The following is a 15,865-nucleotide window of genomic DNA, read 5'->3' as shown; positions in this document are numbered from 1 at the left end:
CATGCTCGACGAGTCTTCTGCGGCCTTCAGCGGACGATGCCGACATACACGTTCGCGGTCCCGAACATCAGCGGATGCGCGCTTCGCTCCGCATAGGCTCCGGACTGGTCCATCAGCGACAGGAAACGGTCTCCGGCGGGGAAGGCCGCCGAGGTGCGGGGCAGGTACTCATAGGCCGCGCGATTGCCGGTGAGCATGCCGCCAATCGCCGGCATCACCGTCTTGCTGTAGAAGCGGAAGAGCGCTCCGAAGACGCCGTTGGGCTGGCCGAACTCCAGCACCACCACGCGGCCACCCGGCTTCACCACGCGCCCCATCTCACTGAGGCACTTCACCGGGTCATCCACGTTGCGGATGCCGAAGGCGATGGAGGCCACGTCGAAGCTGTTGTCCGCGAAGGGCAGGGCCATCGCGTCGGCGACCTGGAAGTCCACCTGGAGGCCCGCCTTGGCCGCCTTCGCGGGGGCGCTCTCCAGCATCTCCGGGCAGAAGTCCGTGCCCATGACTCGGCCGTTGCTTCCCACCTTCCGCTTGAAGACCAGCGCCAGGTCACCCGTGCCGGAGGCGCAGTCGAGGACGCTGTCGCCTTCCTTGGCCCGGCTGAGTCGCACGGCCGTCCGGCGCCACAGGCGGTGGATGCCGAACGACAGGACCTCGTTCGTCACGTCGTACCGCGTGGCGATGGAGGAGAACATCTGACGGACTTCAGTGCTCATCGCGCCCTCACGACCTGGGCCGGACTCTCCGGCCGCCAAAGGTGTCGGCCCACCGCGTCTAGCACGGCTGGCAGCCGCTGCATCAACGTTTGAAAGCGCTCCGGCGTCAGGGCCTGCGCCCCGTCGCACAGCGCCTGCTCCGGCTTCGCATGGACCTCAATCAACAACCCGTCCGCCCCCGCCGCCGCCGCCGCCAGCGACATGGGGAGGATGAGCTCCACCAGTCCCGTCGCATGTGAAGGGTCGACGATAACGGGCAGGTGCGTGCGCTGCTTGGCCCATGCAACGGCGGCCAGATCCAGCGTGTTGCGCATCTCCGTCTCGAACGTCCGGATGCCCCGCTCGCACAGCAGCACCTGCTCGTTGCCGCCCTCGAGGATGTACTCCGCCGCCAGCAGCCACTCCTGCACCGTGGCGGACAGCCCCCGCTTCAGCAGCACCGGGCGGCGAATCTTCCCCAGCGCGCGCAGCAGGGAGAAGTTCTGCATGTTCCGCGCGCCCACCTGGAGGATGTCCGCGGACTCCGCCATGAAGGGAATCTGCGCGGTCTCCATCACTTCACTGATGATGGGCAGCCCATGTCGGCGTCCGGTGTCGGCCAGCAGCTGGAGCCCCGGCTCCCCCATGCCCTGAAACGCGTAGGGACTGGTGCGGGGCTTGAACACGCCACCGCGGAGGACATGGGCACCGGCTTGGGCCACGGCGGCGGCGGTGCGGTCGACCTGCTCCAGACCCTCCACGGCGCAGGGGCCAGCCATGACGACGAATCCCGGGCCGCCTACCTCCACGGTCCCCGCTCGGACACGCGTGCCCTCGGGCCGGAATGAGCGGAGCACTCGCCGCGCACCCGTGTCCTTCCCGGCGTTTACCGGCACGGATTCGTCTGGCTGCTTGCCTCCCACGAGCCCTCCCATCCACCGAGTTCAAGAGGTTTTGAACTCCTTGGTGCATGTATAGCCGAGATGGCTTAGAAGACAACCGAAGGTGATTTCAGGGCAGTCGCGGATGAGGACCGCTGATGAAGACGCTCAATCTCGTTGAGAGCCAGCGCTGGGTGGCCGGAATGATGCCCCTGGCTGCGGTGGATCCACTCTCCGGAGCGGACTCGCTGGGCGTTCCAACGGTGTATTGGGAGCGGCCCCTGGAGCGGGAAGCGGTGGCGGGGTGGGGTGAGGCGGCGGTGGTGGAGGCCTCGGATTCCGGGCAGGTGCCCGAGGTGCTGAGCACGCTGGCCGCGACGTCGCTGCGCTGGTTGGGAGAGGCTCCCGACAACCTCCCGGGTCCTTGGTTCGGCGGGATTCGCTTCGGCGCGACGGGCCTGCCCGATGAGGCCTGGGCGGCGCACGGCGTGGCGCGCTGGACGTTGCCGGAGGTGCTGGTGTGGCGCACCTTGAGCGGCCTGGCCGTGGCGGCCTTCGCGCCCGAGGGGCGGGGTGGCGAGGACGCGGTGCGCTCGCGGCTGGAGCGGGTGAGGGCGCGCTTCTCGGAGGCCTATCGACATGTGCGGGGCGGCGAGGTCTCGCTGTCGCTGACGTCGTCGCGTCCGGACTTCGAGGCGCGGGTGGAGCGGGCGCTGGAAGCCATTGCTTCGGGACAGCTTCAGAAGGTGGTACTGGCGCGCGCCGTGGACGTGGAGGGGCCGGCGCCCTTCGACGTGGTGGACGTGCTGGCGCGGCTGCGGGAGCAGAACCCTCGCTGCGCCACCTTCTTGTTTCGAGCGCCGGACGGGACGTGCTTCCTGGGCGCGACGCCGGAGACGCTGTGTCGGGTGGAGGGGCGGGTGCTGGAGACGGAGGCGCTCGCGGGGACGGCCGCGCCGCATCTGGCCGAGGGGCTGCGGGGCCAGGACAAGGACGGGCGCGAGCACGAGGCGGTGGTGCGCTACATCCTCGCGACGCTGCGGGGCCTGGCCACCGACGTGCGGGCTGACGCGGAGCCCCAGTTGTTGGCGTTGAAGAACGTGGTGCACCTGCGCACGGCCATCCGCGCGGAGCTGCGCGAGGGCGTGTCGGCGGCGCAGGTGGTGGGGGCGCTGCATCCCACGCCCGCGGTGGGAGGAACGCCGCGCGAGCGAGCGCTGTCCTTCCTATTGGAGCACGAAGGGTTGGACAGGGGCTGGTACGCGGGGCCGGTGGGGTGGGTGGGGCCGGGGCGTGCGCACCTGATGGTGGGGTTGCGCTCGGCGCGCGTGCGGGGCTCGCGGGCCCGGTTGTTCGTGGGTTGCGGAATCGTGGCCGGCTCCATCGCGGAGGCGGAGTGGCGGGAGACGGAGATGAAGAGTCTGGCCGTGTTGCGTGCGTTGGGAGGCGGGGATGTCGGGCGACAGTAATCTCAACCTGCTGTGGGCTCGTGCGCTCGTGGAGGAGCTGGTTCGCGGTGGCGCGCGGCACGCGGTGGTGTGCCCGGGCTCGCGCTCCTCGCCGCTGGCGCTGGCGTGTGCTCGCGCGGAGGGCCTGCGCACCTGGTCCATCATCGACGAGCGAAGCGCGGCCTTCTTCGGGCTGGGGCTCGCGAAGCAGTCTCGCGCGCCAGTGATTCTCGTGGCGACGAGCGGCACGGCGGGCGCGCACTTCTATCCCGCGGTCATCGAGGCCTCGCTGTCGCAGGTGCCGCTGGTGGTGCTGACGGCGGACCGTCCGTTGGAGCTGCAGGGCTGGGGCGCGGCGCAGACGGTGCCCCAGGCGCACTTCTACGGTGAGCACGCGCGCAGCTTCACGGACGTGGGAGTCCCCGAGGCCAGTGACGTCGCGTTGATCCACCTGCGCGCCACCGCCGCCCGGGCCGTGGCCACCGCGCTGCGCATGCCGCGTGGCGCCGTGCAGCTCAACGTGCCCTTCCGCGAGCCGCTCGCGCCCGTGACGGAGGCCTTCGGCGAGGAGCGGCTGTCCGCGCTGGCGAAGGCGGGCCGCGCGGGGGCGCCGCTCACGCGAATCGTGGCGCCGATGCCGGTGCCTGACGCGGCGGTGTTGGAGTCGCTCCGTCAGCGCATCGCCGCGACGGAGCGGGGTGTCATCGTCTGTGGACCGCGCGACGAGGCGGACGGGTTCGCCGACGCCATCTCCGCGTTGTCCCAGGCCACGGGCTACCCGGTGCTCGCCGAGGCGACGTCCCAGGCGCGCTACGGCGGTGGGCCGCTCACGCTCTCGTATTACGACGCGCTGTTGCGCCATGCGCCCTTCGCCCGGGCGCACCGTCCGGAGCTGGTGTTGCGCTTCGGTGGTGGGCTGACGCCCAAGTCGCCGCAGCAGTGGATGGAGGCGTCGGGCTCGGACGTCGTCCTCTTCAGTGATGGGGGCTCGCTGTTCGACCCCACGCATCGCGCGGCGACGGTGGTGGAGGGCTCGGCGGTGGCGGCCTGCGCGGCGCTGGCGAAGGGGCAGACGCGAGGAGCGGGGCGGTGGGCCCAGGGCTTCCTCGCGGCGGAGCGACTGGCGAGAGGCGCGCTCGAGGCCGCCTTCGCCGAGCGGCCCGACCAGCTCAGCGAGCCGCGCATCGCTCGCGAGGTGGTGGCCGCGCTTCCAGCGGGAGCCCCGTTGTTCGTCTCCAGCAGCATGCCCATCCGCGACGTGGACGCCTTCGCGCCGGCGGGTCCGGTGCCGCTGCGGGTGCTCGCCAATCGTGGAGCGAACGGCATCGACGGCATCATCTCCAGCGCGCTGGGCATGGCCGCCGCGGCCTCGCGTCCCGCGGTGCTGCTCACGGGCGATCTGGCGCTGTTGCACGACGTGGGCGCCTTCGTCACGGCTTCGCGCTCGCGAGTCCCGCTGACGGTGGTCGCGGTGAACAACGACGGCGGCGGCATCTTCTCGTTCCTGCCCATCGCCCAGACGGCGAAGCCGGACGAGTTCGAGACGCTGTTCGGCACTCCGCATGGCGTGGACCTGTCGCATGCGGCGGCGCTCGGCGGTGCGCGGCTGCACCGGCCGACGACACCCTCCGCGCTGCGGTCGGCGGTGCGTGAGGGACTCGAAGGCGGCCTGCACCTCGTGGAGGTGCGCGTGGACCGGGCCGCGAACGTGGATGACCACCGGCAGCTCTTCGCGAGGATGGCCGCCGCACTCGGAGACGGACCATGGGCGTGACACTGGCCTACGAGACGTGGGGAGAAGGTTCCCGGCCCCTCGTGCTGCTGCACGGCTTCACCGGCAACCGGGCCTCGTTCGATGGACTGCGTCCGCTGCTGGGGAGCGCCGTGCGAGCCATCGCGGTGGACCTGCCTGGACACGGCGCCACGCCGCTGCCCGAGCGACAGGGCCGCGACGGCTTCCTGGAGACGGTGGACGCACTGGTGTCCCTCGTGGACTCGCTGGGCGTGGGCACGGTGGATCTGCTCGGTTATTCGCAGGGCGCGCGGGTGGCGCTGGCGGCGGCCGTGCGCGCACCGGACCGGTTCGGTCGGCTCATCATGGAGAGCGGTTCGCCGGGCCTGCATCGTCGTCAGGAGCGTTCCGCGCGACGTGAGGCGGACGCACGGCTCGCGGCCTTCATCCGCGCCCAGGGTGTGGACGCCTTCGTGGAGCGCTGGGAGGCGCTGCCCCTGTTCGACGGGTTGCGAGACATGCCAAAGGAGCGCCGTGACACGCTGCGCGCTCACCGTCGTGCATGCACGGTGGAGGGACTCGCCGGTGCGCTGGAGTGCCTGGGGCTCGGTGTGCAACCGGATTACTGGTCGGAGCTGCATCACCAGCGGCTGCCCACGTTGCTGCTCACGGGGGCGCGGGACGAGAAGTTCACGCAGACGGCGCGGAAGATGGCGACGGAGCTTCCTGTGGTGTGGCGACATGCCTTCTCTGACTGCGGCCACGCGCCGCACCTGGAGGCGCCGGAGGACTACGTCCGGGAGGTGCTCGGTTTCCTCCAGACGCCCTGGTACGAGGCGCCCCAGTTCGAGGCCGCCGCCCCGGTGGCGAGTCCTGGGAGGGTGAACCCGTGAGTACGTCCGTGCCGGTAGCCCCAGTGGGCATGGCGAAGCCTCGGCCCACGGTGAAGACGTGGTTGATGGCGGTGCGCCCCAAGACGCTGACAGCGGCGCTGGTGCCCGTGCTGGTGGGGACGACGCTCGCGTTCGGACTGGGTGTCGGGCGCACGCTCCCGGCCCTCGCGGCGCTGTTGGGCGCGGTGCTCATCCAGATTGGCACCAACTTCATCAACGACTACTACGACTTCAAGAAGGGCGCGGACACGCACGAGCGGCTCGGGCCGGTGCGAGTCACGCAGAGCGGGCTGATTGCTCCGAGCACGGTGTTGCTGGGCGCGGCGGTCTGCTTCGCCCTGGCGACGGCGGTGGGGGCGTACCTCGTGGCGGTGGGCGGCTGGCCCATCGTCGCGATTGGGCTCGCGTCGCTCCTCTGCGGGTACGCGTACACGGGCGGGCCGTTCCCCCTGGGCTACAACGGGCTGGGCGACCTGTTCGTCTTCATCTTCTTCGGGCTCGTCGCGGTGACGGGGACCTTCTACGTGCAGGCCGGCACGGTGCATCCGGCGGCATGGTGGGCGGCGATTCCAGTCGGTGCGAGCGGCACCATGCTCATCGTCGTCAACAACCTGCGAGACGTCACCACGGACGTGAAGGCGGGCAAGCGCACACTCGCCGTGCGCTGGGGGACGACGGCGGGAAAGGCCGAGTACGTGCTGTTGCTCGTCGCCTCGTTCGCCACGCCGGTGGCGATGTTCTCGCTGGGACTCGCGGGACCCTGGGTCTTTCTATCGTTCCTGAGCCTGCCCCTGGTCGTGCCGCCGCTGAAGCGGGTGCTGCGAGAGCAGGGGGCTGCGCTGAACCCGGCGCTGGGCGGGACGGCGCGCTTCCAACTCTTCTTCGGAGTGCTGTTCGGCGTGGGCCTGTACCTGCGATGATGTGAGCTCATGCGCATTGTCCAGGCGACGCTGACCCCGCTGAAGTTGGAGCTGCTCCAGCCCTTGAAGACAGCCCGAGGCTCCTACTCCGCGCGCGAGGGTTTCCTCGTGCAACTGGAGGACGAGGATGGGCGGGTGGGACTCGGCGAGGCGATGCCGCTTCCGGAGTTCGGCACGGAGTCGCTGGCGGTGTGTGGTGAGGTGCTGGGCGCGTGGCTGTCGTCGCTGAAGGGCCAGCTGTTGGGCGACTCGGTGCGCGCTGTCGAGGACACGCTGTCTCCCTTCCCGCCGACGGTGGCGCGTGGCGAGGGCGTTCGTGTCCGGGCCCGCCATCCCGCGCCGCCGGGCCCCGTGCCCGCCGCGGAGCATGCGCTGGAGCTGGCCCTGTTGGACCTGCTCGCCAGGCGCCAGGGCGTGCCGCTGTGCTGGCTGTTGGCGGAGGAGTCGCGTCCCGAGGTGCTGGTGAACGCGCTGCTGGGCGAGGAGTCTCCGGAGGCGCTGGCGGAAGAGGCCCGGAGTGCGGTGGCCGAGGGCTTCGGGACGCTGAAGCTGAAGGTGGCCACGCGTTCGCTGGAGGCGGACGAGCAGCGAGTGAAGGCGGTGCGCGAGGCCGTGGGGCCGGACGTGAAGCTGCGGCTGGACGCGAACGGTGGCTGGTCGGAGCTGGACGCGAAGCGCGCGCTCGACAAGCTGGGGTGGTACGGCCTGGAGTTGGTGGAGCAGCCGACGCCGCCGGACGACCTGTCGGCCCTGTGGCGCGTGCAGCGAAGGGCGCCATGCATGGTGGCGGCGGACGAGTCGCTCGGCTCACCAGAGACGCTGCGCGCGCTGCTGTCGGTGGATCCGCTGTTGGGGGGCGGCCCCGCGGTGGGCGCGGTGGTGCTCAAGCCGATGGTGCTGGGCGGACTGCTCCCTGGGCTCGTGGTGGCGATGCGGGCCGCTCGGCTGGGAATGCAGGCGTATGTGACGAGCTCGCTGGATGGCGTCGTGGCCCGAGCGGGTGCCGCGCATCTGGCCGCCGCGCTGCCCTCGGGTGCGCTGGCCTCGGGGCTCGCGGTCGGGCGGCTCTTCGCGAAAGAGCCCGACTGGCATGACTACCAGCCCGTGCACGGGCGCATCCGTCTTCCGGAGTCGCCTGGACTGGGCCTGGATGCCAGGGTGGTGGTGTGACGAAGTTCGGGTGTCCCGTTCGCGAAGGAGCCTTGCGTCACCCGGACGCGGAGGCGCTCACCTTCGCGGGACGCTCGTGGAGCTACGGCGCACTGGATGCGGAGGTGCGTCGGTGGGTGGCCGCGCTGGAGGCTCGCGGAGTTGGCGCGGGTCATCGCGTCTGTGTGTTGGCGACGAATCACGCGGCCTGCGTGTTCCTCTTCTGGGCCCTCGGTCGTCTCGGGGCCGTGCTGGCGCCGCTCAATGCGCGACTCACCCGCGCGGAGCTGGAGCCCCTGGCCCAGGATGTCGAGCCAGGCCTGACGCTCGCCCTGGCAACGCTGCGTGAGCGGCTTGTGGGCGCGGAGGGGCTGGAGAGCTTCGCGGGAGAGGCCTCGTCCGACACGTGCGTGGAGCTGGAAGGGCGAGCGCCTCGCGTCATCCTCTTCACCAGTGGGACGACGGGGCGGCCCAAGGGCGCGGTGCTGATGGAGGGGAACTTCCGGGCGTCCTCGCGCGGGTCCGCGGGGAACCTGGGAGAACACCGGGCGCCACGCTGGCTCGGGACCTTGCCGCTGTTTCACGTCGGCGGGCTCGCGATGCTCACGCGCACCGCGTACGAGGGGGGCTGTCTCGTGCTGCACGAGCGCTTCGATGCGGAAGCCACCTGTCGGGCCATCGACGAGGAGGGCGTGTCGCACGCGAGCCTCGTCGCCACGACGCTGGAGCGGGTGCTGGATGTTCGCGCCGGGCGTCGCGTGCCGGAGTCCTTCAAGCTGGCGCTGATTGGCGGAGGGCCGGTGCCCGTTCCCTTGTTGGAGCGGGCGCGCGCGGTGGGACTGCTCGCGCTCCAGACGTACGGACTCACCGAGGCGTGCTCCCAGGTGACGACGGAGCGTCCCTCCGATGCGGATGGGCGGACCGCCGGGCCACCACTTCCAGGGATGGAGGTTCGCATCGTCGGAGAGCGCGGCGACGTGCGAGGCCCGGGGCAGGAGGGTGACATCGAGGTGCGTGGCCCCACGGTGATGGCGGGCTATTGGCGCAAGCCCGAGGCCACGAACGAGGCCTTGCTCGATGGTTGGCTGCACACGAGAGACCTCGGTGTGCTGGACGCACGAGGTCGCCTCACGGTGCTGTCGCGCCGCACGGACCTCATCGTTCGGGGCGGGGAGAACATCTACCCGGCCGAGGTGGAGGCGGTGCTCGCCAATCACCCCTCGGTGCGGGAGGCCGCGGTCGTTGGCGTGCCGGACCCGCGTTGGGGCGAGGTCCCCGTGGCCTTCCTCGCGCGACGCGCGGGACAGCCGCGTCCCGAGGCGGAGGCGATGGACGCCTGGTGTCGCCAGTCGCTCGCGGGCTTCAAGCTGCCGGCGCGGTTCATCTGGGTGGAAGCCCTGCCACGCAATGCGATGGGGAAGCTGGAACGTCCCGCATTGCGCAAGGCCGCCGAGGACTGAACGACACAGAGGAGCGCCCGGCCGGTCTCCTCCCTTGGGGACGTGGAAGGCCCTGCCCACCCAATCGCGCCAACGCATGTCTTGCGCCGGGCCTGGGTGCGCGCGCGAAGTCTTTGCGCGCCAATGTGCGGCGTAGAGGGAACCCGGTAGGCTGAGGTGGGAGTGGATTGATGTGTCAATCAATCGTGAATCGAACCGCTTTCGTCAGAGCCCTTCCCTCGGATGGGAGCTTTCGTGGGCCCCTCGAAGGGACCATTCACGCGCTCACCCTCGACAAGGGGGCCGGGGCTCCTGGTGGGGACGTGACGCCGGAAGCCGGGGGACTTCCGGCGAGCGTCAGCCCGACTCAGGACTCCGAGACGGGGTGGCCCCAGGGATTGGTGCGAGGGTACTCACGCAGCATCGCGCTCAGCCGGTACGCCGCCGCCACGGTGGCGCTGACGCGCACCCGCCGGGTCAGGGAGGCTCCAAGGGCCGCCGCCGCGCCCAGTCGCGCGGCCTGCTGCGCGAGCTGTCGCTCCACCTCGGGGGACCAGCGGGAGAATTCGAGCCATTCCATGGAACTGCTCCTTCGCGAACTTCGCGTGAGGGGGAACCGCCACCAGAACATCCGTCGATCCCTGAATGCACGACGCCGCGCGTTGCCCACGACGTCTGTGCTGCTTTCCAGACAGGGTCTCCGTCGCTACTCGACACTGCGATTTCATGCAGACGCAAAACTTGTAGCTCACGAGGAATGCGCTCCCACCTCGGCCCACGACGGTAAGCCGCCGGGTAGGGAGCACCCCCCGCTCGAAATGGAAAACATCCAGGCGTGATTGGAAATTCTGTTCGAGGGGTGAAACTCAAACAGGCAAGGAATCCACCCCCAGGCGTTCTTTGAATCAAGAGGCACGGGGCGAGGCGGAGCGGTGGTACTGGCTTGATTATTCCAAGGCCTGGCCTGGGGGATGAATCAAAGGCAGCTCAACAAGCACGACACCCGGAGGGCGGACGTGGCTCCAGAAACTGTTGATGTCATCATCGTGGGATGTGGACCGGTCGGAGCGATGGCAGCCAATCTGCTGGGGCTCCAAGGCGTGAGGACCCTGGTGGTGGAGAAGGAGCTGTCCGCGCATGGGCAGTCCCGCGCCATCAGCGTGGATGACGAGGCGCAGCGCATCTTCCAGTCCGCGGGACTGGAGGGCGAGCTGGGGCCGGGCTTCCATCCGTGCCACACGTTGCGCTACCTCGACGACCGCCTGCGCTCGCTCGCGGAGGTGGACTTCGCGAACCTGGACCAGCCGTACGGCCACTATGTCGGGGCCTTCTTCCAGCAGCCGCGCATGGAGGCGGTGCTGCGGCGGGGGATGGCGCGCTTCGAGAACGTGGCGCTGTGGCAGGGCCGCGAGGTCGAGTCCTTCGTGCAGGATGGCGAGGGGCTCAACGTGCGCGTGCGCGAGTGCGGTACCGACAGGTCCGTGACGGTTCGCGCGCGCTACCTGCTGGCCTGCGACGGCGCTCACAGCTTGATCCGCCGCAAGCTGGACCTGAAGCTGGAGGGCACCACCGCGCTCGAGCACGCCCTGGCCATCACGGTGAGCACGACGTCGCCGGAGCCCGACTACACCAGCTACCTGTGTGGACCGAACCGTCGGGGCTTCATCGCGCGCACCGCGCGGGACGAGATGCGCTTCGACCTCATCGTGGACCCAGGCTCGGACCTGGAGGCCGTGCGGCAGCCGGACCACGTGCGTTCGCTCATCGCGCACTACATCGACCCGGCGACGGTGACCATCCGCTCCGTCAACGTCCACTCGTACCATAGCCGCCTCGTGGACCGCTGGCGGGTGGGACGCGCGTTCCTGCTCGGTGACGCAGCGCACCTGATGCCGCCCTTCCTGGGGCAGGGCTTGTGCGCGGGCTTCCGCGACGCGGCGAACCTGAGCTGGAAGCTGGCGCGGGTGCTGGACGGCTCGGCGGACGACTCGCTGCTGGACACGTACGAGCACGAGCGGCGCGGCCATGTCGCGGAGGTCATCAAGAGCTCGGACGCCATGGGCCGGATGATGATGACCGGTGGCCAGGTGCTGGCGCGCGCGCGCAACGTGCTCATCCAGTTGCTCTACCGGCTGCCCGTCACCGGGGAGTTCATCCGCCAGTTCAAGGTGAAGCCCGCCTTCGCGCTGGAGAAGGGCTTCATCCTCGGCACGCAGCGGGCGAAGGCCGCGCCGGAGGGCACCTACTTCCCGCAGCCCCGCGTCGAGGCCTCCGAGGGCCAGCGAGTGCTGATGGACCACGTGCTCGGCGATGGCTTCGTGGTGCTGACGCGGCCCGGGGCCTCGCAGGACACGCAGCGGGAGGCGCGCGCGCTGGCGGCCGAAGTGGGCGCGCGGGCCTGGTCGGTGCTCTCCGCGGAGCGCATCGGCGAGCCTCCCGCGGACGCGTTCGTGGACACGGAGGGGCGGCTGGGCGCGTGGTTCAAGCACCACGACAAGGACGTGGTGGTGCTGCGTCCGGACCGCTACGTGTTCGGCACGGCGAAAGGCCCCAGCCTGGACGGCCTCCGCCGCTCGCTGCGCGGGCTCATCCGTCCCCGGCCTCCGGGGGGCACCACCGAGGTCCGCAAGGCCGGGTGAGGCGAGGGTAGGGCGCTGCTTGAAATGACGACGGGGCGCCCAGGCCAGAAGATGGCCCGAGGCGCCCCGGAGTTCTTCCACCCGACGGTGAGGTCAGGCCGCGGCGGCGGGCTTCAGCAGGCCCTGGGCGCGCTCGACGCAGTCGCCCATGAAGCGCAGGTAGATGTCGAGCGCCTGCGCGCCCGTCTTGCCGATGACCTCGGCCTTCTCGGGCACCTGGGTCAGCAGCTTGCCGAGCATCACCTCGTTGAGGGCGGTGTGGCCCACGTCGATTTCGGCGTGCTCCTTGACGAAGGACATCGCCTCCATGATGTCCTCGCCACACACGCGCTTGGCCTGCTCCATCAGCCCGGGCGCGAAGACGACCGACAGGTTCTCGATTTCATATTCAATCGCGACCTGGGCGGCGGGCATCGGCCCGACGATGGTGTCCTCGTGGATCTTCCGGTACTCCACCATGGCCTGCGTGGGCACCTGGTTCAGCAGCGCCGTCGCGTCCAGCTGGGGACCGCGCTTGGCGTTCCACCGGGCGACGAGGCTCTTGGTGTCCTCGATCATCATCAGGTGGTGGCCTTCCTCGTGCTTCGCGTGGGTGATGAGCTTCTCGCCCACGTCCTTGAGGCCCATCTTCACGGTGGCCTCACCGGCGCGGCGAATCCAGCCATCCACCGGCTCCGTCATGTACACGCCCAGCGAGTTGAGCTGGATGAGGAATCCTTCCACGAGCGCCGGGTCGACGTTCGGATCCAACAGCGTCTTGAGCGCGGGGGAGGACTTGAGGCGCTCGCGGACTTCGACCACGTGGGGAACGTACTTCTGCTCCACGAGTTGCTTGTTGCTCATGTCTGGACCTCTAGGGCGTGTTAGCGAGGGTTGTGGGCGCCACGGCGCCCGATGGTCAGCTCACTGATGTGCTCGAGGAAGTCGGGAATCAGCTTGGAGGAGATGATCCACATGAATGGATCAGGTCCGCCGTGGATACCGGCTTCCTGCACGTAATCCCCCCCCTCGTCCTCACACAGGAAGTGGAACGAGGTGCGGCGTCGCGCGGCATACCAACGGCGCGCGGCATCCACCAAGGCGACATAGGTGGACGGTCCTTCTTCGGTCATCGAGAACAGGCGGGCCATGTCCAGCAGGCAGTACAGGTTCGTGCCCCGCTGACCCAGTTCCAGCACCGTCGCGGCCACGGGAACTCCGCCCCGACGCGCGACCAGAATCTCGCGCTCACGCTCGAGACCGAATTCCTTCCAGCGCGCCTGCACCGGGCGCATGTCGATGCGCTCCCGCGTGAAGTCCAGCGCTTCCACGTAGCAGGCCGGTCGCGTGCGAGCGATGGTGTCCGCCAGCAGCGTCAGCTCCTGGGGCGTGGCGAGCCCCACGGTGATGCCCTCGTGGCTGCGGCCGGTCTGCTCATGGGTGAGCACGTCCAGCATGTGGACCTTGCGGGTGAAGGCCAGTCCCTGGCCCGTCTCCATCTGCCGCTCGGCGTAGCGCACGTGCGCCTTGGCGATCCACGGGTTGAGGGCCTCCACGTAGGCCACCACCCAGCGGAAGTCCGGATCGCTCTGCGGGTGCTCGAACGTGCGCACGTACAAGTCACGCATGATCTGCCCCGGCTCCGTGACGCTCGGAGGCGGCTTGCCGGGACGCTTGGCGACCTGGTGCCCCATCCACGCGTGGCGGTAGGGCTTCATGAAGGACAGCGTCGCCTCGGGCCCGCGCTCCGACGGCCACACCGCCTGGCAGAAGAGCTGGGGAACCTCCGCGCCGCGCTTCGCCATGGTCCGGAAGGACAGCCGCAGCTCCTCGAACTCCTCGGTGGACTTGCCCGCCAGGCTGAAGAAGCCGGAGCGGGTGAACAAGTCCCACAGCCCGTCCTCCATGTCCTCGCTGGTGCGAGTCGCGGGGGACGTCGTCTGCGACACGAAGCGCACCCAGCGCGCCTCGTCCACGGAGTAGGGCTGCACGCTCAGGCCGCACAGCACGGAGCCGTCCGCGCGCGGGCTGGTGACGTAGCGGATTTCGCCACGCAAAGTCAGAATCTGGCCCGCGCCTGTCTCCAGCTCGATGTGGGGCGGCAGCAGGCCGGGGAACATCAAGTCCTCGGGCTTGCAGCGGACGCACAGGCCGGAGAAGGACAGGTCCACCGCGTCGCGCTGCAGCTCGCCCAGCTCGCGCCAGAGCGGGTGGTGGAAGCGCACGCGCGCGCCGGCGGGGGCGGGGACGCGGCGGTGCCAGCGGTGACGGATGCGGAAGATGCGCGTCGGCAGCGGCGTGAAGAGCCGATCTCCATCCGTGCCGCCCGCCTCCAACTGCATCCGGTAGGCGCTGTTGTAGCCGATGACGTCCACGTCGTAGGGCGCCTCGCCCCACTCTGAGACTGTCTCGTCCGTGCGCCACTCGAGCTGGGCCGTCGCCGAGTTGAAGCGCTCCAGCACCATCTGCACCGAGCGGCCCATGCGGCGCAGCACGCCCTTGTTCCCCGCCGCGCAGATGGCGCTGAGGATGGAGCGGATGCGCTCCGGCTGCTCGATGGTGTCCTGCATCGGGAGCGCCGAGGCCGCGGGCTCCGCAACGCCGTTGCGCAAGGCATCCGCCAGCATGGCGAGGATCTGCCGGCCCTGCTCCACGGTGACTCCCACGAGCTGCAGGCCCACGGGCGCGCTCGCCGTCTCGGCGTCGGTGCGGATGAACGCACCCACCAGGGGACCAATCGTCACGCCACGGCCCTTGAGGAAGACGGGCAGGGTGGGCGCCTCGGAGTGGTTCACCGGGCCTCGCGGCATCACCCAGACCACGGTGGGGCTCAGCCGCGTCACCTCGCCAATGGTCCCTTCCAGCGAACCCAGCGAGCAGGTGATGGCGTTCGGGCCTCGGCCATGCAGCGAGTATCCCGAGTCATCCAGCGCGGCTTCCGCTGGCGGCAGCGGAATCACATTGATGAAAGCGTCTCGGCTGTCGAACTCGACCGTCCGCCGGTCAGAGAGTGGGTTTCCCCCTTCCATGTCCAGGAGCCCCCTTCTCCGGTAGTGAGGAACGCCTGAAGCGGATGGCGAAGTTGCAAGCACAACAGTTCCTCCCTGCTCCAGCGGTGCTGCGGTGGGCGGCATTTCGCTATGGGTCCGTATCATACGGAGTCAGCAGGAACAGTCAAATCAAATTTGTGCAGCCTTGCTGTTTTCGGCAAGGCGAGAATCTAGGTCACTGGGTCAACCGTGACAGGTCATTTCTCCAAGTTTCACGAACTGTATGCCCAGCACCCGACAACGCCACCGCCAAGATGTCGCTCAACTGTAATGTCACCAGTCAACCACGCTCTGAGTGCTTTCTCGTAGTGAAATGGAGCGAGTCGGATTGCTCCAGTAAACTCCCTCCTGCACGCCAACCATAAGAGGTGAGCGATGAGCGCGGCGCGGGATTGGGTGGGAAGCACTTCGGGTGAAGCGGCGAACGAGGGCGGACGCCCCGTGCGCGCGGCCTCCCTGGAGTCGGTGGAGGGGCCGGATTTCCACCAGGTGGATGTGGCGGCGCTCATGCGTGAATCCAAGGAATTGCTGGAAGTCACGCGAAGAATCCACGGCATTGCGGTGAAGCTGGATCTTCCAGGGGAAGCGGTGCTGGCGCGAACGGGGCTGCGTCGCACACGGCAGGTGCTGTTGCTGCTGCTGGCCCATGCGGCGGACCTCGCCGGGGAGGGCGGCGTTCAGGTGTCACTGGACGCGCCGGACGATTTTGGTGACGAGGGGCCGCGCTTCCAGGTGGTGACGCCGGATGCGCACCTGTCCGAGCGCGAGCTGAGGGCCGTCGTGCTGTCGCCCATGCTGGTGGGCTCGGCGCACCGGCGGCTGGCGCGCGCGCGGGAGCTGGTGGAGTCCGTGGGCGGGACGTTGGAAGTGTCGCGCGGCGTGGAAGTGGGGCTCACCGTGACGGTGGAGCTGCCCGCGCCGGGCCTGGCCTGTTGGTAGTCGGGCCGGCGAGGAACTCGAGCGCTCGGGGGCGTGCGGGAGGTTCGCCCTCTCGTGCCGCGCCGCTGGGTCCGATAAGTCCTGCACCCTGGAGGGGTGGC

Annotated in this window: 13 protein-coding genes; 8 read left to right on the top strand and 5 right to left on the bottom strand. The window is 69.5% G+C overall.

Going from position 1 to position 15,865, the window contains the following annotated elements:
• Positions 1-26 precede the first annotated feature (26 nt).
• Together ubiE and aroF are read right to left on the bottom strand one after the other, a co-directional pair.
• Entirely contained in the window at positions 27-716 is a 690-nt protein-coding gene (gene ubiE / locus ACN469_RS29840; protein WP_498773289.1) for a bifunctional demethylmenaquinone methyltransferase/2-methoxy-6-polyprenyl-1,4-benzoquinol methylase UbiE, read from the bottom strand.
• Positions 713-1,630: a 3-deoxy-7-phosphoheptulonate synthase gene (gene aroF, locus ACN469_RS29835; RefSeq protein ID WP_498773287.1), complete on the bottom strand. Its 918-nt coding sequence runs from the start codon at positions 1,628-1,630 to the stop codon at positions 713-715. The genes ubiE and aroF overlap by 4 nt, the downstream gene beginning before the upstream one ends.
• Positions 1,631-1,734: 104 nt before the next feature.
• Here aroF and ACN469_RS29830 point away from each other — a divergent pair, with 104 nt between their 5' ends.
• Genes ACN469_RS29830 through menE form a run of 6 tightly spaced genes read left to right on the top strand, consistent with a single transcriptional unit; the run spans position 1,735 to position 9,178 of the window.
• Positions 1,735-3,045 carry an isochorismate synthase gene (locus ACN469_RS29830; protein ID WP_498773285.1) on the top strand — a complete coding sequence of 437 codons (1,311 nt, stop codon included), beginning with the start codon at positions 1,735-1,737 and terminating at the stop codon, positions 3,043-3,045.
• Positions 3,029-4,798 (top strand): 2-succinyl-5-enolpyruvyl-6-hydroxy-3-cyclohexene-1-carboxylic-acid synthase, encoded by a 1,770-nt coding sequence (gene menD / locus ACN469_RS29825; protein ID WP_498773283.1) that lies wholly within the window; start codon positions 3,029-3,031, stop codon positions 4,796-4,798. Before ACN469_RS29830 ends, menD begins: the two co-directional genes overlap by 17 nt.
• On the top strand, positions 4,789-5,649 hold the full coding sequence (gene menH, locus ACN469_RS29820) for a 2-succinyl-6-hydroxy-2,4-cyclohexadiene-1-carboxylate synthase (RefSeq protein WP_498773281.1): 861 nt from the start codon (positions 4,789-4,791) through the stop codon (positions 5,647-5,649). The genes menD and menH overlap by 10 nt, the downstream gene beginning before the upstream one ends.
• Positions 5,646-6,569, top strand: coding sequence for a 1,4-dihydroxy-2-naphthoate polyprenyltransferase (locus tag ACN469_RS29815; protein WP_498773279.1), 924 nt, complete (start codon positions 5,646-5,648; stop codon positions 6,567-6,569). Before menH ends, ACN469_RS29815 begins: the two co-directional genes overlap by 4 nt.
• Positions 6,570-6,578: 9 nt before the next feature.
• The gene (locus ACN469_RS29810; protein WP_498773277.1) at positions 6,579-7,739 is read left to right on the top strand and encodes a mandelate racemase/muconate lactonizing enzyme family protein; all 1,161 of its coding nucleotides are present in this window, start codon (positions 6,579-6,581) and stop codon (positions 7,737-7,739) included.
• Complete coding sequence (menE, locus tag ACN469_RS29805; protein WP_498773275.1) at positions 7,736-9,178, top strand: o-succinylbenzoate--CoA ligase; 1,443 nt, start codon at positions 7,736-7,738, stop codon at positions 9,176-9,178. Before ACN469_RS29810 ends, menE begins: the two co-directional genes overlap by 4 nt.
• Before the next feature lie 346 nt (positions 9,179-9,524).
• Here the strand turns inward: menE and ACN469_RS29800 are convergent, their stop codons facing one another.
• Complete coding sequence (locus ACN469_RS29800; protein ID WP_498773273.1) at positions 9,525-9,737, bottom strand: hypothetical protein; 213 nt, start codon at positions 9,735-9,737, stop codon at positions 9,525-9,527.
• Between the two features lie 391 nt (positions 9,738-10,128).
• Here ACN469_RS29800 and ACN469_RS29795 point away from each other — a divergent pair, with 391 nt between their 5' ends.
• Positions 10,129-11,796 carry a bifunctional 3-(3-hydroxy-phenyl)propionate/3-hydroxycinnamic acid hydroxylase gene (locus ACN469_RS29795; RefSeq protein ID WP_498773271.1) on the top strand — a complete coding sequence of 556 codons (1,668 nt, stop codon included), beginning with the start codon at positions 10,129-10,131 and terminating at the stop codon, positions 11,794-11,796.
• Positions 11,797-11,889: 93 nt separating this feature from the next.
• On the opposite strand, the gene ACN469_RS29790 is transcribed toward ACN469_RS29795, so the two are convergent.
• Together ACN469_RS29790 and ACN469_RS29785 are read right to left on the bottom strand one after the other, a co-directional pair.
• On the bottom strand, positions 11,890-12,639 hold the full coding sequence (locus tag ACN469_RS29790; RefSeq protein WP_498773269.1) for a hypothetical protein: 750 nt from the start codon (positions 12,637-12,639) through the stop codon (positions 11,890-11,892).
• Positions 12,640-12,659: 20 nt separating this feature from the next.
• Complete coding sequence (locus ACN469_RS29785; RefSeq protein WP_498773267.1) at positions 12,660-14,735, bottom strand: PilZ domain-containing protein; 2,076 nt, start codon at positions 14,733-14,735, stop codon at positions 12,660-12,662.
• 465 nt (positions 14,736-15,200) lie between these two features.
• On the opposite strand from ACN469_RS29785, the gene ACN469_RS29780 reads away from it, so the two are divergent.
• Positions 15,201-15,764, top strand: coding sequence for an ATP-binding protein (locus tag ACN469_RS29780; RefSeq protein ID WP_498773265.1), 564 nt, complete (start codon positions 15,201-15,203; stop codon positions 15,762-15,764).
• Positions 15,765-15,865: the final 101 nt, after the last annotated feature.

This window comes from Corallococcus terminator (genome assembly GCF_049194865.1).
Taxonomy (GTDB): domain Bacteria; phylum Myxococcota; class Myxococcia; order Myxococcales; family Myxococcaceae; genus Myxococcus; species Myxococcus terminator_A.
Note: the sequence above shows the minus strand (reverse complement) of the source record. Positions and strands in the feature narration are given on the sequence as shown.